The sequence below is a fragment of the Pseudomonas guariconensis genome, from assembly GCF_040822035.1.
GTDB classification, from domain to species: domain Bacteria; phylum Pseudomonadota; class Gammaproteobacteria; order Pseudomonadales; family Pseudomonadaceae; genus Aquipseudomonas; species Aquipseudomonas guariconensis.
This window is the reverse complement of record NZ_CP162012.1, coordinates 1,411,872-1,437,007: the sequence shown is the minus strand read 5'-3', so window position 1 is coordinate 1,437,007 and position 25,136 is coordinate 1,411,872. Positions and strand designations below refer to the sequence as shown.

The window sequence follows — 25,136 nt, the reverse complement described above, 5'->3', positions numbered from 1 at the left end:
CTACCTTACCGTGCCTGGAGTTGTTTGCCGCGTGTTTCAGGCAGGCTCAGGGCCGCGAGGATCACCACACCGTAGGACACCGCGGCAAAACCACCAATGCCCAGGCCCAAAGGCACTTTCTGGCTGAGCATGCCGATCAGCAGCGGGAAGAACGCAGCGATGGCGCGCCCCACGTTGTAGCAAAAGCCCTGCCCCGAACCGCGTATGCGGGTGGGGAACAGCTCGGTCAGGAAGGCCCCCATGCCGCTGAAGATGCCCGAAGCGAAGAACCCCAGCGGAAAACCCAGCCACAGCATGACGCCGTCACTGACCGGGATCTGGGTATAAAGCAGCACGATGACGAACGAGCCGACAGCGAACAGGATGAAGTTCTTCTTGCGACCCAGCAGATCGGTCAGGTACGCGCTGATCACATAACCCACGTAGGAGCCGACGATGACCATGGCCAGGTAGCCGCCGGTGCCCAGCACGCTCAGGCCACGCTCGTTCTTGAGGAAGGTCGGCAGCCAGGAGGTGATCGCGTAGTAACCGCCCAAGGCGCCGGTCGTCAGCAGCGAGGCGCGCAGGGTGGTCCAGAGCATGCCTGGGGCGAAGATTTCATAAAAATGCGACGGCGCCTGGGCCTTTTCCACAGCCTTGGCTTGGCGGTAGACCTCCGGGTCCTTGACCAGGCGGCGGACGAAGATCACGAACACTGCCGGCACGATGCCCAGCAGGAACAGCGCCCGCCAGGCCTGCTCCGGCGGCAGGAAGGAGAACAGCAACGCATAGAGGATCGCCGTCAATCCCCAGCCGATGGCCCAGCCGGACTGCACCATGCCCACGGCCTTGCCACGGTCCTGGGCGCGGATCACTTCACCGATCAGCACCGCGCCGGCCGTCCACTCGCCGCCAAAGCCGAAGCCCATCAGGGTCCGGGCGATCAGCAGTTGCTCATAGCTCTGGGCGAAGCCGCACAGGAAAGTGAAGAAGGCGAACCACAGCACGGTCAGTTGCAGGGTGCGCACCCGGCCGATGCGGTCGGAGAGAATGCCGGCAATCCAGCCGCCCAGGGCCGAGGCGATCAGGGTGCTGGTATGGATCAGCCCAGCCTCGGCGGTGGTGATGCCCCACATCAGGATCAACGTGGGGATGACGAAACTCAGCATCTGGGTGTCCATGCCATCGAGGCCGTAGCCGATCTTGCAGCTCCAGAAGGTGCGTCGTTGCTGACGGTCGATGTCGCGGTACCAGGCGAAGGGGCCGTTGGACGGCCGGGGGGCTGCCTGCTGCACGCCGGTTGGGTTCATGATTGCCTCGGCTTGTTGGTATTGTTCTCTGGGCGACGCGTTGCGTCGCGGCCTGGGCGTCATTGTTCAGAGGCCGTGCGCTGGGCGTCCAACGATAAAAACCGCCGGTCTGGAACAAGAAAAACTGATCATGAACCTTCGCTTCCTCGAAACCTTCGTCTGGGTTGCCCGGCTCAAGAGCTTTCGCCTCACCGCCGAGAAGCTCTTCACCACCCAGGCCTCGGTGTCCAGCCGCATCGCCGCGCTGGAGGCGGACCTGGGCGTGAAGCTGCTGTTGCGCGATTCGCGCGGAGTCAGCCTGACACCGGAGGGCAGCAAGGTGCTCGAATATGCCGAGCGCATGCTCGACACCGCCAAGGCCATGAAACAGTCGCTGGACACTGACCGGGCCAAGGTCGGGCGGATCCGCATCGGCGTGATGGATACGGTCATCCACACCTGGATGAGTGCCCTGGTGGCCGAACTGACCGAGCGCTACCCGCAGGTAGAGATCGAGCTGGTGGCCGACACGGCCCTGAACCTGCGCGAGCAGCTGCAGAAGGGCTTTCTCGACGTGATCCTGCAGACCGACCTGCTGCGCCAGGAGTCGATCCGCAGCCTGGACCTGGCACGCTACCCCATGGGCTGGATCGTTGCCGCGGGCTCGACCCAGCAGCATGACTATGCCTCGCTGGCCGAGCTTGCCCGCGAACGGATCATCACCTTCTCGAAGAACTCGCGCCCGCACCAGGAGGTGCTCAGCCTGCTGCAGGCGGCCGGCGCCGAGACACCTCGTTTGAATTGCGTGAATTCAGTGGCAGCCATCACCCGCCTGCTGCGCGATGGCTTCGGCATCGGCGCCCTGCCCCCGGCGCTGGTCGATGCCGAACTTGCCCGCGGCGAGTTGGTGCTGCTGGGTGGCTTGCAGCCACCGCCGAGCCTTGAGCTGGTGGTGGCCTGGCAGACCGGGGTGGAGCTGGTGGAAGAAGTGGTGAGCCTGTGTCGGCAAGTGCTGGAGCGCTACGCGCAGGATGCGGGGGAGCAGCGGATCGTGCTGGTCTGAATCGACGGCGGTGTCATCTACAAGGGCAAACCCGCTCCCACAGGCACGCCGCTGAACGTGAAGTATGCCCCGGCCCTGTGGGAGCGGGTTTCCCGCGGGCCTTAGCGCCAGCTCTCTTTGACGGCCGTGCGACGCCCGCCAAGCGCCACCCAACCAAGCCCCAGCAACAGGCTTTCGATCACCAACGCCAGCACGAAGCCGGCGCCCAAACCCCAGCCGATCGCCTCGGGCACCAGCAGGATCTGATAGCTGTAGCCATTGAGGGTTTCCTCACGCAACTGAGGATCGGCCTGCACCAGCACATGCCAGGTGCGGCTCAGCCACGGGCCTTGCAGCGCCTGCCACTCGTTTTCCAGCAACTGGTTGCGGATCAGCAGGCTTTCGATGCTGTTGGCATCGCTGTTGAACACCGGGTCATCGCTGCTGCGGTAATGGCGTATGAGGGCTTGCAGGTCGCCTTTGAAGAAGCGTTGCGCCGTCTCTTCGAACCCTGAGAGCGCCTCACGCGACTCGAACAGGTGCGCTTCGACCCGTTGGCTGTAATCCTTGATCAGCCCCGGAACCTGAAGACCGACCAACAAGCCGAAGGTGAACAACAGCAACCGCAGGTAACCTCTGAACATGCAATGGCTTCCCTAGCTCTGCCCCTGGGCTACGCACTCGCCATGCCGCCACAGGGCCCATTGACCCGGCTCGTAGCAGTGCCAGGTCTCGTTTTCGGTCAGGGCCTCGGTGGCGATCACCGTGACCACATCGTTGGGGGTGGTTTCAGCCTGGAAGTCGACGTTCAGGTCGAAGTCCTTCAGGCGCGCCGGCCCGAACGGCGCACGGCGGGTGATGTGCACAAGCTTGGTCGAGCAGAAGCAGAACAACCAATCGCCGTCGCTCAGCAGGCAATTGAACACGCCTTGGCCGCGATAGCCGGCACAGGCTTCGACCAGCACCGGCAGCAGCTGTTCGATTTCAACCGGTTCCGGGAAGGCTTCACGCACGCGGTTGAGCAAGTCGCAAAACGCCGCCTCGCTGTCGGTATCGCCCACCGGGCGGTAGAAGGTGGTCTGGCCACGGAAATCGCCCAGCTGGCCGTTGTGCGCAAAGCACCAGTTGCGGCCCCAGAGCTCACGCACGAACGGGTGGGTATTGGACAGGCACACCTTGCCGACGTTGGCCTGTCGGATATGACCGATGACCACTTCACTCTTGATCGGATAGCGCTGCACCAGATTGGCCACTTCCGACTCGCTGCTCGCGGCCGGGTCCTGGAACACCCGCAGGCCACGCCCTTCGTAGAAACCGATGCCCCAGCCGTCGCGGTGCGGGCCGGTACGCCCACCGCGCTGCATCAGGCCGGTGAAACTGAAGACGATGTCAGTGGGGACGTTGGCACTCATGCCCAGCAGTTCGCACATGTTCGATGCCCCTTGCCTACAGACGTGGCTCGACCCGGCCACGGCCGGTGCCGACAGGCACCGCCGGCAGCGGATCGTCGCGGTAGCGGTCGCGACGGTCGGCGGCGACCGGCGCCTCGACCATCACCTGCTCATCCTCGGCAGCCTGGCGCTTGGCGGCGGCATCGGCCTTGGCCCGGCGTTCGCGGGCGCGTTTTTCCAGCGGCCAGCGCACCACCACGAACACCCCGTACAGGATGAACGCAATCAAACCGTACATAGCCAGGTCCGAAGCGGCGCGCCAGGCGTTGTTGCCGACCTTGAAGGCCACGTCCAGCGCCGTGATGGCGATGGCCGGCGCGAAGCTTTCCTTGACCGGGTCAACGATGGTGGGCGTCAGCAACAGCACCGCCATGACCACCCGCAGCGGTTCGCGCAGCCAGCGCCACATCCAGCCAGTGAGCTTGAAACCCACCCACAGGCAGCCCAGGGCGGCAAGGGCGTACAAGCCCCAGGCGAGCGTATAGTCGTTCTCGGTCATGGTGTTCGTGCAAGCCAGGTAAAGAGACGCCTATGATAAACACTTTTGGACCGCGCCGCCCTCTTCACGGGCAATCCCGATTCCACAGGTCGCAAGCCATGCAGACGACCCGTAGGAGCAGGCTTACCCGCGAACAGGCCCATGCAGCCCACCCCTTGCCATGAGACTGCCAATGCCCAACACGCCCCAGCCGCCGATCGCCCACGCCGACAACGCCCCCGACCCGTACGCTTGGCTGCAACAGCGCGACACGCCCCAGGTGCTGGCTTACCTGAACGCGGAAAATGCCTACCAGCAGGCCTGCCTGGCCGACCAGGCTCCCTTGCGCGAGCAACTGTTCGAGGAAATCAAGGGCCGTATCCTGGAAACCGACCTGTCGCTGCCCTCCCCCTGGGGCCCGTACCTGTACTACACCCGCACCACAGCAGGCGATGAATACCCGCGCCACTACCGCTGCCCGCGTCCGGCGGACGACAGCAACACCGTCGATGAAAGCCGCGAAGAACTGCTACTCGACCCCAACGTGCTGGCTGCTGGCGGCTTCCTGGCGCTGGGCTCCTTCAACGTCAGCCCCGACCATCGCCTGCTGGCCTACAGCCTCGATACCAGCGGCGACGAAATCTATACCCTGTACGTCAAGGACCTGACCAGCGGCGCGGTCACCACCCTGCCCTTCGAGGACTGCGACGGCAGCATGACCTGGGCCAACGACAGCCGCACGCTGTTCTTCGCCGAGCTGGACGACACCCACCGCCCATGGCGCCTGCGCCGTCACACCCTCGGTGAGGACACCGCCCAGAGCGTGTTCGAGGAAGCCGATGGGCGGTTTTTCCTGCATTGCTATCGCACCAGCTCCGAGCGACAGCTGGTGCTGCTGCTCAACAGCAAGACCACCAGTGAAGCCTGGGTACTGGACGCCGCGACTCCACAGGCCGCGTTCACGTGCCTGGCGCCCCGGGTCGAGGATCACGAGTACTACCCCGACCACGGCCAGCTCGACGGCCAGTGGCGCTGGTTCATCCGCAGTAACCAGGACGGTATCAATTTCGCCCTGTTCCACGCCCCGGCCGAGCAGGTGCCGACCCGTGATCAATGGCAAGTGCTGGTCCCCCATCGTGACGACATCATGCTCGAAGGCCTGAGCCTCAATGCCAGCGCGCTGACCCTGAGCCTGCGCGAAGGCGGCCTGCCGATCATCGAAGTGCACCCGCGCGACCTGCCGCCCTACCGCGTCGAGCTGCCGGATGCCGCCTATAGCCTGTACGTGCAAGACAGCCTGGAGTTCGTCAGCCCCCGCGTGCGCCTGCGCTACGAAGCGCTCAATCGGCCGGCCCAAGTGCGCCAGCTGGACTTGGCCAGCGGCGCCCAGGCCGTGCTCAAGCAGACGCCGGTGCTGGGTGAGTTCGACGCCGACGACTACGTCAGCCAGCGCCTGTGGGCGGTGGCCAAGGACGGTACCCGGGTACCGATCAGCCTGGTGCGCCGCTGTGACGATCTGGGTAAAAGCGTGCCGCTCTACCTGTACGGCTATGGTGCCTATGGCGAAAGCCTCGACCCTTGGTTCTCCCATGCCCGTCTGAGCCTGCTGCAACGGGGCGTGGCCTTTGCCATCGCCCATGTGCGTGGCGGCGGCGAGCTGGGCGAGGCCTGGTACCGGGCTGGCAAGCAGGAACACAAGCAGAACAGCTTCGATGACTTCATCGCCTGCGCCGAACACCTGATCGCCGAAGGTGTGACCGACTCCGCGCACCTGGCCATCAGTGGCGGCAGCGCCGGCGGCCTGCTGATAGGTGCGGTGCTCAACCAGCGCCCGGAGCTCTTCCGTTGCGCCATTGCCGAGGTGCCGTTCGTCGACGTGCTCAACACCATGCTCGACCCAGAGCTGCCGCTGACCGTCACTGAATACGACGAATGGGGTAATCCGCAGGAGCCGGACGTGTACCAGCGGATCAAGGCCTACGCCCCCTACGAGAACCTCAAGGCCCAGGCCTACCCAGCCATGCTGGTGGTCGCCGGCTACAACGACAGCCGCGTGCAGTATTGGGAGGCAGCCAAGTGGGTGGCACGTCTGCGTACCTGCAAGACCGACGACAACCTGCTGCTGCTCAAGACCGAAATGGGCGCCGGCCACGGTGGCATGAGCGGCCGTTACCAGGGGCTGCGCGATGTGGCGCTGGAGTATGCCTTCGTGCTCAACGAGCTGGGGGTGATGCAATCCGCATTTCACCCAGCCGCTAATGCTTGATCGGCGCCTTCGGCGGCTCCGGCTGTAGCCCTGGCAGAGGCTGGTCTTTGCGCGGCCCGGGCAGCGGCATCGGCGGCAGCAGCGGCGCACCGGGCCGGTTGTCGCCGGCCTTGGGCGGCGTGCTCGGGGTGATCTGTGGGTAAGGTGTCGGCGTCGGCGTGCCCGGCGCCCCTGGCACTGACGTGTTGATCCGCGGCGTCGGCTGGCCCGCAGCCTCGGCGCACGGCGCAAGAGCAAGAGCAAGAGCAAGAATCGATACGGCGAGGATCGCAGGAAACATCAGCAACCTCCTGTCTGGAACCTACCTACAGGCTATGCCCATTCCTGCGTTTTCGCCTGTCCGAGGACAGCGCAGGCGCGCTAGACTCAACGGTAAAACCGTCATCCGCCTGAACACTAGAAAGGTAACACCCATGAGCTCGGCCTCTACTTCCGCCGCCACTGCCCGCCTCGACCGCATCCTCGCCGACGCCAAGCGCGACAAGGAAATGGGCTACCGCGACAAGGCCCTGAAGATGTACCCGCACGTCTGCGGCCGCTGCGCCCGCGAGTTCTCCGGCAAGCGCCTGAGCGAACTGACCGTGCATCACCGCGACCACAACCACGATAACAACCCCCAGGATGGTTCGAACTGGGAGCTGCTGTGCCTGTACTGCCACGACAACGAGCACTCGCGCTACACCGACCAGCAGTATTTCAGCGAAGGTTCCACCAGTACCCCGAGCATCGCCAAGGCAACCCACAACCCGTTCGCCGGCCTTGCGAGCCTGCTCAAGAAAGACTGATCGTCGAATCGCCTCCGCTGCCGCCGGCGAGTCCGTATAATCGCGCTTTTTTTGCGAAGGACCCCGGCACGTGGCAAACAAACGGTACAGCTGCATCGGCCTGTTCAATCCCAAGTCGGCAGAGAACGTAGGTTCGGTGATGCGCGCAGCAGGTTGCTACGGCGTCAATTCGGTGTTCTACACCGGCAAGCGTTATGAGCGCGCCCGCGACTTCGTCACCGACACCAAACGCGTGCACTACGACATCCCGCTGATCGGTATCGACGATCTGCAGCGCATCATCCCCCTGGGCTGCACCCCGGTGGCCGTGGAACTGGTCGAAGGCGCCCGCCCCCTGCCCGAGTACACCCATCCCGACCGCGCGCTCTACATCTTCGGCCCCGAAGACGGCAGCCTGAGCGCCGATGTCCGGGCCTGGTGCGAAGAAACCATCTACATCCCCACCGAAGGCTGCATGAACCTGGCGGCAACGGTGAATGTGGTGCTGTATGACCGCATGGCCAAGGGGCTCAATACCCGCTCGGGGCCCAAATTCAAATGAACACCACCTTCGCGAGGGGGCCTTCGCGCGGTTGAAACGCTCTCCAACAGGTTCCGCCTGGCAATCGAACTGAACGGCCAGCAGCCGTAGCGGGTCAGTTACTTACACCCCACACGGAGACCAAGCCATGCGTGATACCCCTTTGCTTGTGCATACCCATAATGTCCACGGCTGGGAGCGTGCCAGCTCCCTGGCAGGCGGCGCGCTGATGATCGGCAAGGGGCTGCGCCATGGCGGCGCGCTCGGGCTGCTGCAGATCGTGGTAGGCGGCATGGCCCTGGCCCGCGGGATCAGCGGACACTGCTCGACCAAGGCATGGTGGCAACGTCACAGGGCGGAATACCTGCGCCTGCGCGACGATATCGAACGCAGTGCGGAGCAGTTGAAGGCGCTCAAGGCCAAAGGCTGAGCCGCCTGCGTGGCGCATTCGCGGGTAAAGCGCCTCACAGTGGGAACATCGAAACATCTGTGGAGCGGGCTTACCCGCGGACAAGCCCTTGGAACTTCAGCGCAGAACCTTGCTGTCCAGCACCTCGGAAGATCGTCCCAGCACGCTTTCGCTGAGCTGGATGAACTCTGCCGTGCTGACGCTGGGCAGGCGCATCAACGCACGGGTGACGTCGTCCAGCGAGCGTTTGTTCTGGGTGTGCAGGCGGATCTCGCGGTCCAGGGCCTGGAGCAGCAGCACACCTCGGGCAACCTGGGCGGCATCAGCCCTCTCCCCTTTCAGACGGGTGACCTTGGCCGCCTGTTTGTGCAGGCGCGCCTGCCAGGCCTCGTAACGGTCATCACTGAGCCCCCCAGCCCGGCGCAGCAGCTCGGTGGCGTAGTAGTCAGCCAGGCTTTCCCCGAGCCAGTCGCTGCCCTCACGGTCGTTGATCTGGGCGAATACCTGAACCAACTCACGCATCAAAGGGCTGGCGCCACTTTCACCGATCAATGGCCGGTTGCTGTGCAGATAGATGGAATTACGCCCGGCCAGCGCCCCGCGCCACATTTCATCCCGCGCCCCCACCAACAGCAGTTTGGGCGGATTGCGCGGGAACACGGCCTGCACCTGCGGCCAGACGAAAGTCAACAAAGTCAGTGTGTCCATCCGCCGCAAGCCCTGGCCTTGCGGCGCGGCCACGGTGACCTCCGTCTCGCCCAACCGCGCCCGGCGACTGCCAAGGTTGCCAGCAAGCATCCAGCCGGTCGGACGGTCGAACAGGCGCGAGACATCGTCGATGCGAAACTTCTGCTTGCCGATACGTGGCCAAGCGGTTTCTACGCTCTTCCAGCCTGTCGGCAACTCGAACATCAGGCGCGCCACCAGCTCGGTGCCGTCCTGCTGGTCCAGGCGCGCTGGCGGCACCAGCTGGTCCCCGCGAAACAACGCCCAGTGCGGCGTGATGCGGCTTTCATAGGCGCCGCCCCGTGGTTTTTGGTCGAGCTGCACGCGATAGCTGAGCTGGGTCTTGCCCGAGGCCGGGCGCCAAATCCCCCGCTCGCCCTGCACCTGCCATTGGCCATCGGCGTGAAAATCGCTGTACGCGCTGTGCTTGCCCAGGTCGAAGTCCAGGCTGCGCACCACACTGCCATCGGCCAGGGTCAGATGCACCTCGGCCTGCCCGCTCGCCGGCAGCAGGCGCACCTGGTAATCCAGATCGACTTTCTTGGCCCAGGCCGGCGTACAGGCCAGAAGGCCCAGAACCCACAACAAATGGCAACGCATGCAGAAACTCCTTGTTCCCAGAAGCGAAAGACAAAAATGCGCGACGTGATCAGCCGGCGCGGAAGATGAGGTGGTCTTCCCAGTCGTCCTCGTCGACATCGTGCTCGCTGAGCATGCGCCCAGACTGGGAAATACGCTGTTCATGCACTTGGTTGCGATCCCCGCAGACCAAGTGATGCCAGGCAGGCAAGTCCTTGCCTTCACTGACCAAGCGATAGCCGCAGGTGGTGGGCAACCACTTGAACTGGTCGGCCTTGCCCGGGGTGAGCTGGATGCAGTCGGGCACCTGGGCGAAGCGGTTCGGGTAGTCGCTGCACTGGCAGGTGGTGAGGTCCAGCAGTTTGCAGGCGATGCGCGTGTAGTAGACGCTGTTGTCGTCCTCGTCCTCGAGCTTCTGCAGGCAACACAGGCCGCAGCCGTCGCACAGCGACTCCCATTCTTGCGGGTCGAGTTGCTCGAGGGTCTTGCGCCGCCAGAAGGGCGCGGTATCGGCGATCATCACACGTGTTCCTGCTTGGGCCAGCGGCATGCTTGAAACAACACGCTTCAAGCAAGAGCGGGCGTAACGGCTTTTTCTTGTGGCTAGCAGCTTCAAACGCGCAGCTGCCGCCATGGCGGCGCCAGTCTAGAGCCTGTCCCGAACCAAAGCCAGACCGCTTGTCAGTGCCGACCAGACGCAGTAGCGTGCGCGCTTTCCCGTCCATTTGCAGGAGCACGCATGAGCGCCAACCCACGCATCGCCGACTACGCCATCAATGAGCAGTTCATCAACCGCTGGTCGCCACGGGCGTTCACCGCCGAGCCGATCAGCGAGCAGACCCTGCTGAGTTTCCTGGAGGCCGCGCGCTGGGCGCCTTCGGCCTACAACTCACAGCCTTGGCGCTTCCTGTATGCCCGCCGTGACACGGCGAACTGGGAGCGCTACCTGGGCATCCTCAACGAGTTCAACCGCAGCTGGGCGCAACAGGCCTCGGCGCTGGTACTGGTGATGTCCAAGACCACCTTCGCCGCCCCTGGCTCCAGCGAGGAAAAACCGGCCCTGTGGCACACCTTCGACACCGGTTCCGCCTGGGGCCACCTGGCGCTGCAAGCCAGCATCAGCGGCTGGCACACCCATGGCATGGCCGGTTTCGATCAGGAGCTGGCTCGCAAGGAGCTGAAAATCCCCGAAGGCTATGCGCTGCACGCGATGGTGGCGATCGGCAAGCTCGGCGACAAGGCCACCTTGGCCGAGGCCCTGCAAGCGCGTGAAGAGCCAAGCCCACGCCGTCCGCTGAGCGAACTGGCGGCCGAGGGCGACTTCAGCCTCTGAGGCTCTCCCGGCCCTGATGCGCGGATGAACCCGCTCCTGCAAGAGACCGTGCGGTCTTTGTGAGAGCGGGTTCATCCGCGAACTGCGACCGACTCAGTACCCGCGCTTGAAATCCACTTCCCCGCGCAACCCCTGCCCCGCCTGATACGCCTGCATGTTCTCGACAAACAACCGCACCATCGCCACCGGCGAGGTGGGCGCCGAGCTGTGCCCGGTCAACAGCAGGCCCCAGGCCGTCCAGAACGGATGGCGCTGAGGCAGCGGCTCCTGCCGGCAGACATCGATCACTGCCCCGGCCAGATGGCCCTGCTTCAAGGCTTCCACCAGGTCGGCATCGACCACTGCCACGCCGCGCCCGGCATTGATGAACAGAGCGCTGGGCTTGAAGCACTTGAACAGAGCAGCATCGTAGAGATCATGCGTCGCCGGCGTGTCCGGCAGCAGGTTGAGCACGTAGTCGGCCTGCGCCACCATGCGCGGCAAGTCCTCGAGCCCGGCCACCTCGACGAATGGCGCCTGCTCGCGGGCACTGCTGGCAATGCCATACAAGGTCACGCCGAACGGCACGAGAAACTCGGCGACCCGCTGGCCGATATCGCCCGTGCCCACCACGAGCACCCGACGACCTTCGAGGGAGCGCCCCGGACGATCATCCCAACGGCGCTCGACTTGACTGACCAGACGCGCCAGCACGTCGCGCTCGTGAATCAGCATGTAGGTGAGCATGTATTCGGCCATCACCTGGCCGAAGATACCGACCGCACGGGTCAGGCGGTAATCACGCGGCAGGCCTTTGGCCAGCAGCGGCGTGATGCCGGCCCAGGTGGACTGTATCCACCGGGGCGCATGGCCCTGGCGCAGCAGACTGGCAAGCAGGTCGGGCTGGCCCAGCCATACCGGGCAGTCAGGCGCCAGACGCGATAATTCGGCGGAATCGCCGCTGGTCACGATATCCAGCTCTGGCGCCGCCTCGCCCAGCAGGCGGGCATAGTTGGCATGATCCTGTTCAGCGATCAGAACGCGCATGTAGAAGACAACCTTGGCAAACAACGAAAACGACCCGGCAGGCGGGTCGCTTGACGAACGATGGGGACCGGGCCGAGGTCAGGCCGGGTCGTTGCGGCGCAGCAGCTCTTCGGGCAGGTGCTCGATGTAGTCGTCCTCGGGCGGTGGCATCTGCAGGTGGTAGCCCTGGTTGTCGAGGTTCTCAAGCACCTTGGCGATGTCCTCACGCGCCAGCTTGCGCTCGGGGGTCAACACCAGGTCGAAGGCATGCACCGGGGTGCCAAAGAAGGGCAGCAAGGCCTCGGGCACTCGCGCCAGCCCCTCGGCCTTGAGCACATAGAGGTACATTTCGTTCTTGCGAGGGCTCTTGTAGATCGAGCAAATACGTTTCATCAGGAGTCTCCGGCGCCTGCCAGGCTGTCCAGCAGGGCCTGGCCCATGCGCTCGCGGCGCCAGCCGCGCAGCGAATCGGGCAGTTGATAGGGGCCGTTGGGGAAGCCGCTCTTGAGCAAGGCTTCGAGGGTTTTCTTGCGCAGCATCAGTTCCGGGGCGATACCCAGACGCTCGCCTTCGGCCTGGCCGACCGCGCGCAGACGCTTGAGGATGCCGGAGGCCTCGATCGGCAGCGGCTCGGGCAAGGCTTGCGGCCACTGTTCGGCCGGCAGGCTCGCCGCGCGCTTGATCAAGCCAAGCAGGAACTCGCCGTCTTGGCGGATGGTGCGCGGGTGCATGTCGTCGATCCGGGCCAAGGCCGACAGGTTGTCCGGCTGGCTTTTGGCCATGGGCCAAAGCGAGTGCTCACGCAGCACGCGGTTGCGCGGTACATCACGGCTGCGGGCCTCACGCTCGCGCCAGATGCACAATTCGCGCAGCACCGCCAGTTGCTGGGGGCTGAGCTTCCAGGCGAGCTTCACGTCGCGATAAAGCAGCTCCGGCTCGACTTCGCGGCGCAACTGGGCAACCAGCTCGGCGCCGTCTTCGAGCACCCAAGCATACTTGTCGTCCGACAGGCGCGGGCGCAGGGCACTGAACAGCTCGGCCAGGTGCACGGCATCCTCGGCGGCGTAGCTGACCTGGGTTTCGGACAATGGCCGTTGCAGCCAATCCGAACGGGTTTCGCCCTTGGGCAGCTCGATGCCCAGGACCTCTTGCACCAGGCGCGAGTAGCCCATGGAGAAGCCGATATTCAGATAGCCGGCAGCCAGCTGGGTGTCGAACAGCGGTTGCGGCAGCTTGCCGGTCAGACGCAGGAGCACTTCCAGGTCTTCGCTGCAGGCGTGCAGCACCTTGACCACGCCGTTGTCCTCGAGCAGCTCGGCCAGCGGCTGCCAGTCGCGGATCAGCAATGGGTCGATCAGAAAAGCCCGGTTGCCTTCACCGACCTGGATCAGGCCGGCCTTGGGATAGAACGTGTCGACCCGCATGAACTCGGTGTCGAGCGCCACGAAGGGCAGCTCGCGCCAGGCCCGGCAGTGTTCGGCCAGGGTCTGGTCATCTCGTATCCAGTGTATTTCGATGCCCACGAGGCTCTCCCACAAATAATGGCGGGCAGTATATACGGCGCGGGCATTGGGGGTGAAACCTGCGCCATCCTTGGTTTGATCAACGGTCGGCGGTCATCCACGGCCGGCAGCTGGCGAACATATCCATCGATTGCCGGTAGACCTCGGTACGCACCTGCAACAGGCCGAGCATCGAATGGAACAGATTGTCCTGGCTCAGCGGCGCGTCGCGCAGACGGCCCAGGCAGTCGGTGTCGAGGGCGAAGTCCTGGCGGTAGCTGTCGGAGAACCACACCAAAAGCGGCACATGACGCTGTTGCTCGGGCGCCAACATGTAGGGCGTGCCATGCAGGTACAGGTTGTATTCGCCCAGCGACTCGCCATGGTCGGAGAGATAGATCATCGCGGTGTCGACCTTGTCCTGACGGCTGCGCAGGAGATCGATCAGCGAGCCCAGCACCTGGTCAGTGTAAGCCAAGGTGTTGTCATAGCTGTTGACGATGGCCTGCTGGTCGCACTGGTTCAGGGCGTTGCTCTGGCACACCGGGGTGAAGCGCTCGGCGCTGGCCGGATAGCGCTTGTAATAGTCCGGGCCATGGCTGCCCATCTGGTGCAGTACCAGCACGGTGTCCTGAGTCAGATTGTCCAGCAGCTCGCCAAGGCCCTGCAGAAGGATCTCGTCGTGGCATTCACCATCGGCGCAGAGCTTAGGGTCCTTGAGGTTGCTGACATCGACGAACTGCACCCGGTCGCAGGTGCCCTTGCACCCGGACTGGTTGTCGCGCCACTGCACGCTCAGGCCGGCGCGCTGGAGGATGTCCAGGAGCCCTTCGCGGTTCTTGGCAACGCGAGCGTCGTAGTCCTTGCGTGGCATGCCAGAGAACATGCACGGCACCGACACGGCGGTTTCGGTGCCGCACGAATGCACATCGCTGAACGCCAGCAGGCCTTGCTCCTGGTTCAGGCGAGGCGTGGTGTCGCGTCCATAACCCAGTACCCCGAAGTTCTCGGCCCGGGCGCTCTCCCCCACCACCAGCACGGTCAGCGACTTGCGTTCGTGGCGCTGCCAGGCATGGGTGTCACGCTTGGCGTCCTCACCGTAGTGCTGGAACGGCCGCGCGGCACTGCCCAGGCGTTCGCTGACATAACCGAACGAGGCGCCGACGATGTTGCTCGGGGTGAGCATCAGGCGGATTTCATGGTGGTTGCGAAACAGCGAAGACAGCCCCTGGTAGTTGACCAGCGCCACTGAGCCCAGGGCCGCCACACAAGCACCGCTGACCACCAGCTTGCCCAGCAGCTCGCGATGCCAGGGCCGATAGGCGATCCTGGCCTTCCACAGCAGCACCGACGGCAGGACGCCGAGCAGGCCGATGTAAAGGGCAAACTTGATCGACAGCAGGTCACGGACTTCGGCGACGTTGGTCTCGGCCATGTTGCGGAACATGCCTGTGTCGATCAGCACACCGTACTGGTTCATGAAATAGGCAACCCCCGCGCCGCTCATGAACAACACGATCAACAATGGCTTGAGCACATACCTGAACGCCACCAGTGTCAGCAGCAGGTTGAACGCGAACAGCATCATCACGGCGAAGGCCAGTAACAGCCACATGCCCACCATGCCTGGAGGTACAGCGGTTTCCAGGTGCTCCCAGAGCGCGGTATTGAACCCGATCAACAGGTAAAGACTGGCCAGCAACGTGACCCATTCGGCCCGCAGTGTTTTTACGTTCAAGATGATGTTCGCAGTCGAGAATTAAGATCGGCCCACGCACCTGGCAGGGCACCGGGGAAGTTGACCGAACTCTAGAAAGCGCACCATCAAGAATTTGTGAAAAAGACGCCAACAAAGGGTTGGCTGATATCTTTTTAACATTAAATGAATTTCATCTTTCCCCGGCGGGCAGATGTAGCTTGGCGTAAGGCTCGCGGTCGATATCCTGCACCTCTACGCACAGCTGGATATCCAGCCCCTCGCGAGCGGCGATTACTTCGCTCAGCACCTCCAGCAGGCTGGCGGACAACTGCTTCTTCACCTGCGCCGAACGCCCGCTGAGAATCGCCAGCCGTACATGGGCAAACGCCCGTTCGAGCGGTGCGGTGCCCACCCGGTAATGGGCGAAGGCCTGGGCACGGCTCTTGATATCCAGCTCGTCGGCGAACTGCCCGCTGCCCACCAGGGTGTGGTTCAGGCGCATCAGCAGCAGATCGACATTCAGATCGGCCAGGTTGTCGCTGTATTCCAGGTTCAGATGAGGCATGGCGCGGGTTCCAGGTCATGGCGGGAGTGCCACAGCCTACTCCAGTCCCGCAACCGGGCAAAGGCGACTATCCTCAAGGTTCAGGACTTTTTGCCAACCCCTGACCCGAGGTGAAGAAATGCCAGTCCCGCATGATCTGCTCGCTGACCTGCACATTTCCGCTGACGATTTCCAGGCGCTGATCGACAAGGACCAGACGCTCCATCAACTGCACAAGGAGTACAACGCCAAGGACAAGGAAGTGGTGGCCGCCGAAGGCAACGGTACCGCTGACGACGCGGTCAATCGCTTGCGCAAGGAGCGCCTGCTGATCAAGGACAAGATCGAACGGATCGTTCATCCCGCCAGATAACATTCCCTCTTCAAAAACATTCGCGGATGAACCCGCTCCCACAGGTTCTGCAAAAGCCAATGGGAGCGGGTTCACCCGCGAAAGCCATACATACGACCCAAGCGGCTGTCGTTACGCCCCGGCCGAAGCCTTGAGCCCGGTCTCCAGATCCTCGATCAGGTCGCGGTAGTCTTCGATACCCACCGACAGGCGCAGCAGGTTCTCGCTGATGCCCATCTGCCCCTTCTGCTCGGGGCTCAGGGAGTTGTGCGACATGCTCCAGGAGTGGTTGATCATGCTCTCCACCCCTCCCAGCGAATCGGCCAGCACAAAGATCGACAGCGCTTGCACCAGGCGGTTGACCGCAGCGCGGTCGCCCTTGATCTTCATCGCCACCACCGCGCCGCCGCCGCGCATCTGTCGCTTGCACAGCTCATGCTGCGGATGGCTTTCGAGCTGCGGGTAATACACCTGCTCGACCTGCGGATGCCCCTCCAGGAACTGGGCCACGCGCAGGGCGTTGGCGCACTGGCGCTCCATACGCACATCGAGGGTCTTGAGCCCGCGCAGGGCCAAGTAGCAGTCGAACGGCCCCTGGATCGCGCCCACGGCCATGCTGATGCGGCGCAGGCGCTTGAGCAGCTCGTCGTTGGCCGCCACCACCACGCCACCGATCAGGTCGGAGTGCCCCCCGATGTACTTGCTCGCCGAATGCATCACCAGATCGACCCCCAGGGTGATCGGGCGCTGGTTCCAGGGCGAGCAGAAGGTATTGTCGATGCAGGTGAGGATGCCGCGCTCACGGGCCAGCGTGCACACTGCCTGGATGTCCACCAGGTGCAGCAACGGGTTGGTTGGCGACTCGATCCAGATCAGTTGGGTCTCGGGGCGGATGGCGGCGGCGACGGCGTCCAAGTCGTTGAGATCGACATAGGTGGTGGTCAGGCCAGAGGTGCGGCTGCGGTAGTCCTCCAGCAGGCGGAAGGTACCGCCATACACGCCGTTCATCACCACGACGTGGGCGTCTTTGGACAGCAGTTCCAGCACGGTGGCCGTGGCGCCGACACCCGAAGCGGTGGCGACCGCGCCCACGCCCTCTTCCAGGGCGGCGACGCAGGTTTCATAGGCATGGCGGGTCGGGTTGCTGACCCGGCTGTAGGCGTATTCGGGGTGGTCATCCAGACCGCGCTTGATGAACGAGCTGGTGGTGACGATGGCCGGGAAGATGGCGTTGTCGGCGACGCTGGTCTGCTCGCCGGCGTGGATGGTACGGGTGGCGAAATTGCGCGGCTTGTTGTCGGACATGGTCGGGTCCATTGACGATGATGAGGAAGGAAGGCGCCACTATGGCATATCCACTGCCCTTCGCCGAGCGAGGGATGAATCTGCTGCCTGGGCTGTTTGGCTATTCTCGTTATTCTTCAAGCACGCTAATCTCGAGAAACTTTTTCTCAATGGGCGCCCAATAACGGTATGGACAGTTTCGATCAACACATCCTCACCCTGCTCCAGCGCGATGCCTCCATCTCCCTCAAGGACCTGGCCGAAGCCGTCAATCTCTCGACCACGCCTTGCTGGAAGCGGGTCAAGCGCCTGGAGGATGAGGGTTTCATCCGCGGCCGCGTCGCCCTGCTCGACCCCGAAAAGCTGGGCCTGGGACTGACCGTGTTCGTCCAGCTCAAGACCCAGCGTCACGACAGCGCCTGGCTCGAGCAATTCGCCAGGGTCGTGACCGGGTTCGAGGAAGTGATGGAGGTGTATCGAATGTCCGGCGACTGGGACTACATGCTGCGGGTAGTGGTGGGCGATATCGCCGCGTATGACCGTTTCTACAAGAAGCTGATTACCAGCACCGACGGCCTTTCGAACATTACCTCGAGCTTTGCCATGGAGCAGATGAAGTACACCACGGCGTACCCGGTTCACCGCTGAACGCTGGGGCCGCAAAGCAGCCCCGGCCTTCAGTCAGTCTGCGTGGCTGACTTCGATTCTGTTGTCCGCACGCGCCTTCTGAAGCTTGATCGCCACGAACTTCGACGTTGGAGTGTAGGTCCCTTCGCCGTAGCTCTCCAGCGGCACCAGCGGGTTGGTCTCCGGGTAGTAGGCAGCCGCCTGGCCCTCGGGCAGGTCGTAGGCCACCAGGCGGAAGCCCGATACGCGCCGCTCACGGCCGTCTTCCCACAGCGACACCATGTCCACCTGCTCGCCGGGCTCGAAGCCCAGGCGGCGGATGTCAGCTTCGTTGACGAACACCACCTCACGCAGGCCGAACACGCCCCGGTAGCGGTCGTCCAGGCCGTACAGGGTGGTGTTGTACTGATCGTGCGAGCGCAGGGTCTGCAGGATCAGGTCCGGCTGGTCGCCACGGGCCAGGACCTTGGCGTTGACCAGTTGCTCAGGCAGTTCGCTGGGCGTGAACTGAGCCTTGCCAGTCGCCGTGTTCCACGTACGATCGGCGGCCGCGTTGCCCAAATGGAAACCACCCGGCTGCGCCAGGCGCGTGTTGAAATCGGCAAAGCCTGGGATCACATCGGCAATCAGTTCGCGGATGCGTCCATAGTCGCCGATCACCCATTCCCAATCGATCGGATGATTGCCCAGGGTCGCCTTGGCCATGCCGGCAATGATCGCCGGCTCCGAGCGCAGGTGCGGCGAGCGGGGTTTGAGCTGGCCGTGGGAGATGTGCACCATGCTGAACGTGTCTTCGACCGTGACGCCTTGCGGGCCTTCGGCCTGCAGGTCGATTTCGGTGCGGCCCAGGCACGGCAGGATCAACGCATCACGGCCGGTCACCAGGTGCGAGCGGTTGAGCTTGGTGGCGATGTGCACCGTCAGTTCGCAGTTGCGCATCGCCGCATGGGTGCGCGGTGTATCGGGCGTGGCCTGGGCGAAGTTGCCCCCCAAGCCGATGAACACCTTGGCCCGCTTCTCTTCCATGGCCTTGATCGCCAGCACGGCGTTATCGCCATGCTCGCGGGGGACCTTGAACTGGAAGCGTTTTTCCAGGGCATCGAGCAAGCGGGCCGGGGGTTTCTCGTCGATGCCCATGGTGCGGTCACCCTGCACGTTGCTGTGGCCGCGTACCGGCGAGAGGCCTGCGCCAGGCTTACCGACGTTACCGCGCAACAGTTGCAGGTTGACGATTTCCTGGACGGTCGGCACCGAGTGGCGATGCTGGGTCACGCCCATGGCCCAACACATGATCACCCGCTCAGCCTTGCGGTACATGCGTGCGGCCAGCTCGATTTCGGCCAGGCTCAGGCCGGACTGCTCGACGATATGCTCCCAGGATGTGGCATCCAGGACTGCCAGGTAGGCGTCCACACCCGAGGTGTGCGCCTCGATGAAGGCGTGGTCGAACACCGCCGGCTCGCCTTTGGCCTGGGCCTCGCGTTCCCACAGCAGCAAGAACTTGGCGATGCCGCGCATGACCGCCATGTCGCCGCCCAACGCCGGGCGGAAGTACGCAGTGTTGGTCGGCTCCGAGCCGTTGCTGAGCATTTCGAAGGGGTGCTGCGGATGCTGGAAACGCTCCAGGCCACGCTCCTTGAGCGGGTTGAAGCACACCACCTGGGCACCGCGCTTGACCGCTTCGCGCAGCGGTTCGAGCATGCGCGGGTGGTTGGTGCCGGGGTTCTGGCCGATGACGAAGATCGCGTCGGCTTCCTCCAGGTCATCGAACACAACGGTGCCCTTGCCCACACCCAGGGTGCTGGACATGCCCACGCCACTGGCTTCGTGGCACATGTTCGAGCAGTCCGGGAAGTTGTTGGTACCGAAGGCCCGCACGAACAGCTGGTACAGGAACGCCGCTTCGTTGCTGGCCCGCCCAGAGGTATAGAACTCGGCCTGGTTGGGCGACTCGAGCGCCTGCAGGTGCTGTGCGATGAGCGCGAAGGCGTCGTCCCAGGAGGTTTCCACGTAATGGTCGGTGGCCGCGTCGTAGCGCATCGGGTGGGTCAGTCGGCCCTGGTATTCGAGCCAATAGTCGCTCTGCTCGGCCAGGGCACTGACGCTGTACTTGGCGAAGAAGGCCGGGTCCACCGAACGGCCGGTGGCCTCCCAGTTGACCGCCTTGGCACCGTTCTCGCAGAACTTGACCATGTCGCTTCCCGGCGATTCGCCCCAGGCACAACCGGGGCAGTCGAAGCCGCCGTTCTGGTTGGTCTTGAGCATCATGCGCAGGTTCTTGAAGGCGTTCTCGCTGCCCAGCCAGGCCTTGGTCACACTCTTGAGCGCACCCCAGCCAGCGGCGGGGCCGTTGTAATCCCTGATGTGGTTGTCTTCGCTCATGGGGGTCCTCGGGCGCTTGAAAATGCACCGGCAGTGAATCTCCGGCTTTTTTCCAGCCTATGAAGAGCGGCCCCAACGCGTCCAATCGATATGCCTGACAGTGTGATAAACGGTTTCGATCAAGACCGGCAAGCCGCGTATTTCTTGGCCTGCGGCCATGATAGAGGAGACTGATCGTTTAGTCGGGGAAAGCAATTTGACGGGGGTGCGCACAGGTTATAGCTTGGAACTAGTCCGCGGCGCCCCGCCGCTTCACCTAACCTGCAGAGCACGATCGTGGAAGAAAACACCCGGGCACTGATCGACGGATTCAATCGGCGCATCGACTATCTGCGGATGTCGGTGACCGACCGCTGCGATTTCCGTTGCGTCTACTGCATGGCCGAAGACATGCAGTTCCTGCCGCGCCAGCAGATCCTCAGCCTCGAGGAGCTGTACCAGGTGGCCGAGCGTTTCGTCGCCCTGGGGACCCGCAAGATCCGTCTGACCGGTGGCGAGCCTCTGGTACGCCAGGGCATCGTCGAGCTGTGCGCACGTATTGCCGCGCTGCCTGGTCTGCGCGAGCTGTGCCTGACCAGCAACGGCTCGCAATTGGGCCGTCTGGCCCAGCCGCTGTTCGATGCCGGCGTATCACGCCTGAACATCAGCCTCGACAGCCTCGATGCCGAGCGTTTCCGCAGCCTGACCCGCACGGGTGACTTGAACCAGGTGATCGCCGGCATCGACGCCGCGCGCAGCGCCGGGTTCCAGCGCACCAAGCTCAATTGCGTGGTGCTAAAAGGCCGCAACGACCATGAAATCATCGACTTGGTGCGCTTTGCCGTCGATCGGGAACTGGACATCTCCTTCATTGAAGAAATGCCCCTGGGCGTGATCAACGAGCATGAGCGCGGCGAGTCCTACTGCTCCAGCGATGAGGTGCGCGCACGCATCGCCGAGCATTTCACCCTGGTCGACTCGGCCGAGTCGTCCCAGGGCCCGGCCCGTTACTGGCGCCTGGCCGAAGCACCACACACCCGGGTCGGTTTCATCTCGCCCCACAGTCACAACTTCTGCGCCACCTGCAACCGCGTACGCCTCACCGTCGAGGGCCGCCTGCTGCTGTGCCTGGGCAACGAACATTCGATGGACCTCAAGCAGATCCTGCGCGCCCATCCAGGCGACGCCGAGCGCCTGGAACGGGCCATTCGCGACGCCATGCAGCTCAAGCCCTACCGCCATCACTTCGAAGTCGGTGGCGAGGTGCAGATCCTGCGTTTCATGAACATGACCGGCGGCTGACCGGCCGCCTCTGGAACACCATGATCGTCCATCCCCGCCCCGATGTGCTGCGCGTGCTGTTCACCCTCAAGGGGTCGATCGTCAAACGCATTGCCCTGCGCTGCCTGATGGTGACCTTGCTGGCCGCCTTGATCGTGCTGATAGAGCACCACTTTCCGGCTTTTTTCTACCCGGTCAGTGCTACGCCATTCACGCTGCTGGGCCTGTCGCTGTCGATCTTCATGAGCTTTCGCAACAACGTCTGTTACGACCGATGGTGGGAGGGTCGCAAGGCCTGGGGGCAACTGATCATCGAAGCGCGCTCGTTCATCCGCGAAAGCCAGGTGATCAACGATGAGCACCTGCGCGCCCGGCTGCTTCGCGGGCTGTGCGGCTTTGCCCACGCCCTGAATGCACGACTGCGCAACGAAGATGAACTGCAGGCTGCCGGCCCCTGGCTGGCCGAGGCTCCCCGCGCAGGCTCTTACAACCCATGCGACGCCATCCTGCGCGAGATCGGCGAGCAGTGCTCGCGCCTGGCCGCAGACAAGCACATCAGCGAATGGCGTTACACCCTGCTCGAACAGCGCCTGGTGGGGATGTCGCAGGTGCAGGCGACCTGCGAGCGGATCAAGAGCACACCAATGCCCTTCCCTTACACGTTGCTGTTGCATCGCACCAGCTACATCTTCTGCCTGCTGTTGCCCTTCGCCCTGGCCGAACCCCTAGGCTGGCTGGCCCCGGCGTTCACTACCATCATCAGCTACACCTTCTTCGGTCTGGATGCCATCGGCAACGAGCTGGAAGACCCGTTCGGGCGCGATGAAAACGATCTGCCGACCGATGCTCTGGTACGCACCGTCGAGCGCGACGTGCTCTCAGCCCTGGGACACGAGCCACTGCCGCCGGCGTTGATGCCGGTCGATCATGTGCTGAGCTGAGCAACCGCCGCGCGGCCTGTCGCAGTGGGCTTATGCGTGAATACATCAGTGGGCCCACCAGCGCATTCGCGGGTGCCTGCCAAGCGCTTGTCTAGCCGCGGCTTTCGCAGGCTCCCACCGCCTTGAGGTGCGGGACGAAGTTGCATGGCCGGTGCCGCGCATCCAGCTGCTCCACCAGAATGCCTTCCCAGGCCGTGCGACAGGCGCCGGTCGAGCCCGGCAGGCAGCAGACCAAGGTGCCGTTGGCCAGCCCGGCCAGGGCCCGGCTCTGCACGGTCGAGGTGCCGATATCGAGAATCGACAGTGCCCTGAACAGCTCGCCGAAGCCATCGATACGCTTGTCGAGCAGGCACTCCACCGCTTCGGGGGTACTGTCGCGACCGGTGAAACCCGTGCCACCGGTGATCATCACCACCTGCACCTGTTCATCGGCGATCCACTGGGCGACCTGGGCGCGGATCTTGTAAAGGTCGTCCTTGAGCAGCGCGCGCGCCACCAGGCGATGACCGACCTCCACCGCTCGGGTGGCGAGCAGCTCGCCCGACGTATCGTTATCGAAGGTGCGGGTATCGCTGACGGTCAGCACGGCGACATTGAGCGGTACGAACACTGCATCCGGTTTCACACTCACCTTGGTTTCCTCTGCATGGGGCATGGTCACATCACGCTAGGGCCAACCCTTGGGCGACGTCCAATCGATATGACGAACCAAACCATCAACCGGCTCTATCATCACGAAACAATGGCCAGCCACGGCAGACTTGGTTAAGGTCGCGCAATCGACTCCTTGCCTGCCAGACCGCGCCATGGACATCAAACAGCTCAAATTCCTCATCGCCCTCGACCAGACCCGACACTTCGGGCAGGCCGCCGCGTTGTGCCACATCACCCAGCCAACCTTGTCCATGCGCCTGCGCAATCTCGAAGACGAACTGGACCTGGTACTGGTCAAGCGCGGCCAGCGCTTCGAGGGCTTCACCGAAGCCGGCGAGCGCATCCTGGCCTGGGCCCGCACCCTGCTCGCCGCTCACGACGGCCTGCAGGCCGAGGCCGCCAGTTGCCGTGGACAGGTGGTCGGCAGCCTGCGCCTGGGCACCGTGCCGCTGGCCAGCTTCAATCCCATGCACCTGCTGCTGCCGTTGCGCGAGAAGTACCCGGAGCTGCACTTTCAGGTCAGTTCGCTGAGCTCCGAGCAAATCATCGATGGCCTGAGCCGCAACCAGCTGGACCTGGGGATCTGCTACCTGGACCAGGTCAATACCAGCTTCTTCGAGGTGATCGAACTAGGCACCACCACCATGGGCCTGCTGCATGACACCCGGCATTTCGCCTTCGACGGACCGCAATTGCGCTGGGAAGCCTTGGCCAACCTGCCGCTGGGCCTGCTGAGCAAGGGCATGCACTACCGCCAGTCGTTGGACCTGAGCCTGCGTAGCCGGGGCCTGGAGCCCGCTGCGGTGCTGGAGAGCGACTCCACGTTCCAGCTGATCCAGGCCATCAACACCGGCCTATGCTGCGCGGTGATGCCGCTCGATTGCGGGCTGGAAGAGTTGTCCGAGCACTTGCGCATCCTGCCCATCGCCGATGCCAGCATCCACAGCCCGGTAGGCTTGCTGCTGCGCCGTAGCGAGCCGCGCTCGGCGATTGCCGAGCAGTGCTTCGACGAGGCCAAAACGCTGTTTACCGTGCAACCCTGAGCGCGTCCCTGTAGATCTCAAGGATGCTCCGGATCGTGTCCCAACGACTGCAAGAACAGCGAGAACAACTCCGGCTGCGAGGAAATATCCAGCTTGGCATACAGGTGCCGGCGGTGAACCTTGACGGTTTCCGGAGAAATCGCCAGACGCTCGGCCATGGCCTTGGATGAGTAGCCACGCAGGATCAACCGGGCGATCTCGAGCTCGCGCTCGGACAACACCCCCGCCCCGAAATGACTCAGCGCATCGCGCACCTGGGCCGCCACCGGCTCGCCCGCCGGCATCAGGCGTTGGCTGCGCAACTGCCAATGCTGTTGCATCAGGGCCAGCACCCAGGGGCAGAACATCGCCAATTGTCCGCACTGCTGCGAACTGAACGGCCGGCGCATGCCCAACGACAACGACAATGCCCCCTGGCCCGGCAACTGCAGGATGAACTGCACCTCGTCCTCCAGCACGTTGGCATGGAAGTAGTTGAGGTAGTACTCACTTTGGTGGAACTGGTCCGGCGCCACCTCATCGAGCCGGTACAACCCGCTGGACACGCCATCCTGGCAGGCCTGGAAGAACGGATCGAGCTGGTACAGGCCACTGAGGTACAGCGGCATCGCCGCCGGTCCGTCCTGGGGCGCGGCGTCGTATTCCTCGAGCACCAAGGGAGCTGCGTTGCTGGGGTAGAAGACCGCCAGGGCATTGTCGAACGGCAGCCAGCGGTGCAGGAGCAGGATCAACTGCTTCCACAAGCGGGGCTGACCGATCTGTTCGATGGTGCGACCAAGGTTGGCGTGAATGCCGACTTCATGAAACAGGCTTTGCATCCGCAGGCTCCCCTGAATAGGTGATGGGATTTGCCGTCTTTCCCGCCTGCGCGTCAAGTGGGCGTACCCCAATAGGGTAATTGGCCGCACGCCCCGTCACGCCTAGATTGCAGCCCATGCCACGCCCCGCGTCGAGGGCACGCTCCCTTTCTTCGTCACTGCCTCAAC

27 protein-coding genes are annotated in these 25,136 nt (G+C 63.7%); 11 read left to right on the top strand and 16 right to left on the bottom strand.

What is annotated here, in order from left to right:
• Positions 1-5 precede the first annotated feature (5 nt).
• Positions 6-1,289 carry an MFS transporter gene (locus AB1N67_RS06515; protein WP_182941561.1) on the bottom strand — a complete coding sequence of 428 codons (1,284 nt, stop codon included), beginning with the start codon at positions 1,287-1,289 and terminating at the stop codon, positions 6-8.
• Positions 1,290-1,419: 130 nt separating this feature from the next.
• Between AB1N67_RS06515 and AB1N67_RS06510 the strand changes: the two genes are divergently transcribed.
• Positions 1,420-2,331, top strand: a complete 912-nt coding sequence (locus tag AB1N67_RS06510) for a LysR family transcriptional regulator (protein ID WP_043215489.1) — start codon at positions 1,420-1,422, stop codon at positions 2,329-2,331.
• A 101-nt stretch (positions 2,332-2,432) separates the two neighbouring features.
• Here AB1N67_RS06510 and AB1N67_RS06505 read toward each other — a convergent pair whose 3' ends face one another.
• From AB1N67_RS06505 to AB1N67_RS06495, 3 genes are read right to left on the bottom strand one after another with little or no spacing between them, the layout of a single operon-like run.
• Positions 2,433-2,954, bottom strand: coding sequence for a DUF2937 family protein (locus AB1N67_RS06505; RefSeq protein ID WP_043215487.1), 522 nt, complete (start codon positions 2,952-2,954; stop codon positions 2,433-2,435).
• 12 nt (positions 2,955-2,966) lie between these two features.
• Entirely contained in the window at positions 2,967-3,740 is a 774-nt protein-coding gene (locus tag AB1N67_RS06500) for a class II glutamine amidotransferase (protein ID WP_367863610.1), read from the bottom strand.
• 16 nt (positions 3,741-3,756) lie between these two features.
• Complete coding sequence (locus AB1N67_RS06495) at positions 3,757-4,260, bottom strand: MFS transporter (protein WP_182941563.1); 504 nt, start codon at positions 4,258-4,260, stop codon at positions 3,757-3,759.
• A gap of 172 nt (positions 4,261-4,432) precedes the next feature.
• On the opposite strand from AB1N67_RS06495, the gene AB1N67_RS06490 reads away from it, so the two are divergent.
• Positions 4,433-6,505 (top strand): S9 family peptidase, encoded by a 2,073-nt coding sequence (locus AB1N67_RS06490; protein WP_367863609.1) that lies wholly within the window; start codon positions 4,433-4,435, stop codon positions 6,503-6,505.
• Here the strand turns inward: AB1N67_RS06490 and AB1N67_RS06485 are convergent.
• Positions 6,495-6,785, bottom strand: a complete 291-nt coding sequence (locus AB1N67_RS06485) for a hypothetical protein (RefSeq protein ID WP_367863608.1) — start codon at positions 6,783-6,785, stop codon at positions 6,495-6,497. The two genes, AB1N67_RS06490 and AB1N67_RS06485, sit on opposite strands and share 11 nt — an antisense overlap.
• 133 nt (positions 6,786-6,918) lie before the next feature.
• Between AB1N67_RS06485 and AB1N67_RS06480 the strand changes: the two genes are divergently transcribed.
• The 3 genes from AB1N67_RS06480 (at position 6,919) to AB1N67_RS06470 (ending at position 8,240) form a co-directional block, all read left to right on the top strand.
• A complete protein-coding gene (locus tag AB1N67_RS06480) occupies positions 6,919-7,290 on the top strand; it encodes a YajD family HNH nuclease (protein WP_043215477.1) in 372 nt (123 codons plus the stop codon).
• Positions 7,291-7,360: 70 nt separating this feature from the next.
• Positions 7,361-7,831 carry an RNA methyltransferase gene (locus AB1N67_RS06475; RefSeq protein WP_043215476.1) on the top strand — a complete coding sequence of 157 codons (471 nt, stop codon included), beginning with the start codon at positions 7,361-7,363 and terminating at the stop codon, positions 7,829-7,831.
• A 127-nt stretch (positions 7,832-7,958) separates the two neighbouring features.
• On the top strand, positions 7,959-8,240 hold the full coding sequence (locus AB1N67_RS06470) for a DUF2892 domain-containing protein (protein ID WP_043215502.1): 282 nt from the start codon (positions 7,959-7,961) through the stop codon (positions 8,238-8,240).
• Positions 8,241-8,336: 96 nt separating this feature from the next.
• Here AB1N67_RS06470 and AB1N67_RS06465 read toward each other — a convergent pair whose 3' ends face one another.
• Together AB1N67_RS06465 and AB1N67_RS06460 are read right to left on the bottom strand one after the other, a co-directional pair.
• Entirely contained in the window at positions 8,337-9,545 is a 1,209-nt protein-coding gene (locus tag AB1N67_RS06465; protein WP_332770768.1) for a hypothetical protein, read from the bottom strand.
• A gap of 49 nt (positions 9,546-9,594) precedes the next feature.
• Positions 9,595-10,044, bottom strand: coding sequence for a YcgN family cysteine cluster protein (locus AB1N67_RS06460; protein WP_043215470.1), 450 nt, complete (start codon positions 10,042-10,044; stop codon positions 9,595-9,597).
• A 219-nt stretch (positions 10,045-10,263) separates the two neighbouring features.
• Between AB1N67_RS06460 and AB1N67_RS06455 the strand changes: the two genes are divergently transcribed.
• Positions 10,264-10,857, top strand: a complete 594-nt coding sequence (locus tag AB1N67_RS06455; protein ID WP_043215469.1) for a nitroreductase family protein — start codon at positions 10,264-10,266, stop codon at positions 10,855-10,857.
• 93 nt (positions 10,858-10,950) lie between these two features.
• On the opposite strand, the gene AB1N67_RS06450 is transcribed toward AB1N67_RS06455, so the two are convergent.
• From AB1N67_RS06450 to AB1N67_RS06430, 5 genes are all read right to left on the bottom strand, one after another.
• A complete protein-coding gene (locus AB1N67_RS06450; RefSeq protein ID WP_043215467.1) occupies positions 10,951-11,883 on the bottom strand; it encodes a D-2-hydroxyacid dehydrogenase in 933 nt (310 codons plus the stop codon).
• Between the two features lie 78 nt (positions 11,884-11,961).
• On the bottom strand, positions 11,962-12,255 hold the full coding sequence (locus tag AB1N67_RS06445; protein WP_043215465.1) for a YcgL domain-containing protein: 294 nt from the start codon (positions 12,253-12,255) through the stop codon (positions 11,962-11,964).
• Entirely contained in the window at positions 12,255-13,385 is a 1,131-nt protein-coding gene (gene rnd, locus AB1N67_RS06440; protein ID WP_070571426.1) for a ribonuclease D, read from the bottom strand. The genes AB1N67_RS06445 and rnd overlap by 1 nt, the downstream gene beginning before the upstream one ends.
• Positions 13,386-13,464: 79 nt before the next feature.
• Positions 13,465-15,105 (bottom strand): phosphoethanolamine transferase, encoded by a 1,641-nt coding sequence (locus tag AB1N67_RS06435; RefSeq protein ID WP_070571425.1) that lies wholly within the window; start codon positions 15,103-15,105, stop codon positions 13,465-13,467.
• Between the two features lie 148 nt (positions 15,106-15,253).
• Positions 15,254-15,628 (bottom strand): 5-carboxymethyl-2-hydroxymuconate Delta-isomerase, encoded by a 375-nt coding sequence (locus tag AB1N67_RS06430; protein ID WP_043215822.1) that lies wholly within the window; start codon positions 15,626-15,628, stop codon positions 15,254-15,256.
• Between the two features lie 118 nt (positions 15,629-15,746).
• Here AB1N67_RS06430 and AB1N67_RS06425 point away from each other — a divergent pair, with 118 nt between their 5' ends.
• The gene (locus AB1N67_RS06425) at positions 15,747-15,980 is read left to right on the top strand and encodes a YdcH family protein (protein WP_043215824.1); all 234 of its coding nucleotides are present in this window, start codon (positions 15,747-15,749) and stop codon (positions 15,978-15,980) included.
• A 111-nt stretch (positions 15,981-16,091) separates the two neighbouring features.
• On the opposite strand, the gene AB1N67_RS06420 is transcribed toward AB1N67_RS06425, so the two are convergent.
• Positions 16,092-17,276 (bottom strand): PLP-dependent aspartate aminotransferase family protein, encoded by a 1,185-nt coding sequence (locus tag AB1N67_RS06420; protein WP_043215825.1) that lies wholly within the window; start codon positions 17,274-17,276, stop codon positions 16,092-16,094.
• 156 nt (positions 17,277-17,432) lie between these two features.
• Here AB1N67_RS06420 and AB1N67_RS06415 point away from each other — a divergent pair, with 156 nt between their 5' ends.
• Positions 17,433-17,891, top strand: a complete 459-nt coding sequence (locus AB1N67_RS06415) for an Lrp/AsnC family transcriptional regulator (protein ID WP_043215826.1) — start codon at positions 17,433-17,435, stop codon at positions 17,889-17,891.
• 33 nt (positions 17,892-17,924) lie between these two features.
• Here the strand turns inward: AB1N67_RS06415 and AB1N67_RS06410 are convergent, their stop codons facing one another.
• Positions 17,925-20,252 carry an FdhF/YdeP family oxidoreductase gene (locus AB1N67_RS06410; RefSeq protein ID WP_317847066.1) on the bottom strand — a complete coding sequence of 776 codons (2,328 nt, stop codon included), beginning with the start codon at positions 20,250-20,252 and terminating at the stop codon, positions 17,925-17,927.
• Positions 20,253-20,528: 276 nt separating this feature from the next.
• Here AB1N67_RS06410 and moaA point away from each other — a divergent pair, with 276 nt between their 5' ends.
• On the top strand, positions 20,529-21,533 hold the full coding sequence (gene moaA, locus AB1N67_RS06405; protein ID WP_043215298.1) for a GTP 3',8-cyclase MoaA: 1,005 nt from the start codon (positions 20,529-20,531) through the stop codon (positions 21,531-21,533).
• A gap of 20 nt (positions 21,534-21,553) precedes the next feature.
• Positions 21,554-22,453 (top strand): bestrophin family protein, encoded by a 900-nt coding sequence (locus AB1N67_RS06400; RefSeq protein WP_043215296.1) that lies wholly within the window; start codon positions 21,554-21,556, stop codon positions 22,451-22,453.
• Between the two features lie 91 nt (positions 22,454-22,544).
• Here the strand turns inward: AB1N67_RS06400 and moaB are convergent, their stop codons facing one another.
• A complete protein-coding gene (moaB, locus tag AB1N67_RS06395; RefSeq protein WP_043215300.1) occupies positions 22,545-23,084 on the bottom strand; it encodes a molybdenum cofactor biosynthesis protein B in 540 nt (179 codons plus the stop codon).
• Positions 23,085-23,259: 175 nt separating this feature from the next.
• Between moaB and AB1N67_RS06390 the strand changes: the two genes are divergently transcribed.
• Positions 23,260-24,150 carry a LysR family transcriptional regulator gene (locus AB1N67_RS06390; protein WP_102081372.1) on the top strand — a complete coding sequence of 297 codons (891 nt, stop codon included), beginning with the start codon at positions 23,260-23,262 and terminating at the stop codon, positions 24,148-24,150.
• Between the two features lie 17 nt (positions 24,151-24,167).
• On the opposite strand, the gene AB1N67_RS06385 is transcribed toward AB1N67_RS06390, so the two are convergent.
• A complete protein-coding gene (locus AB1N67_RS06385) occupies positions 24,168-24,968 on the bottom strand; it encodes a helix-turn-helix transcriptional regulator (RefSeq protein ID WP_043215291.1) in 801 nt (266 codons plus the stop codon).
• Positions 24,969-25,136: the final 168 nt, after the last annotated feature.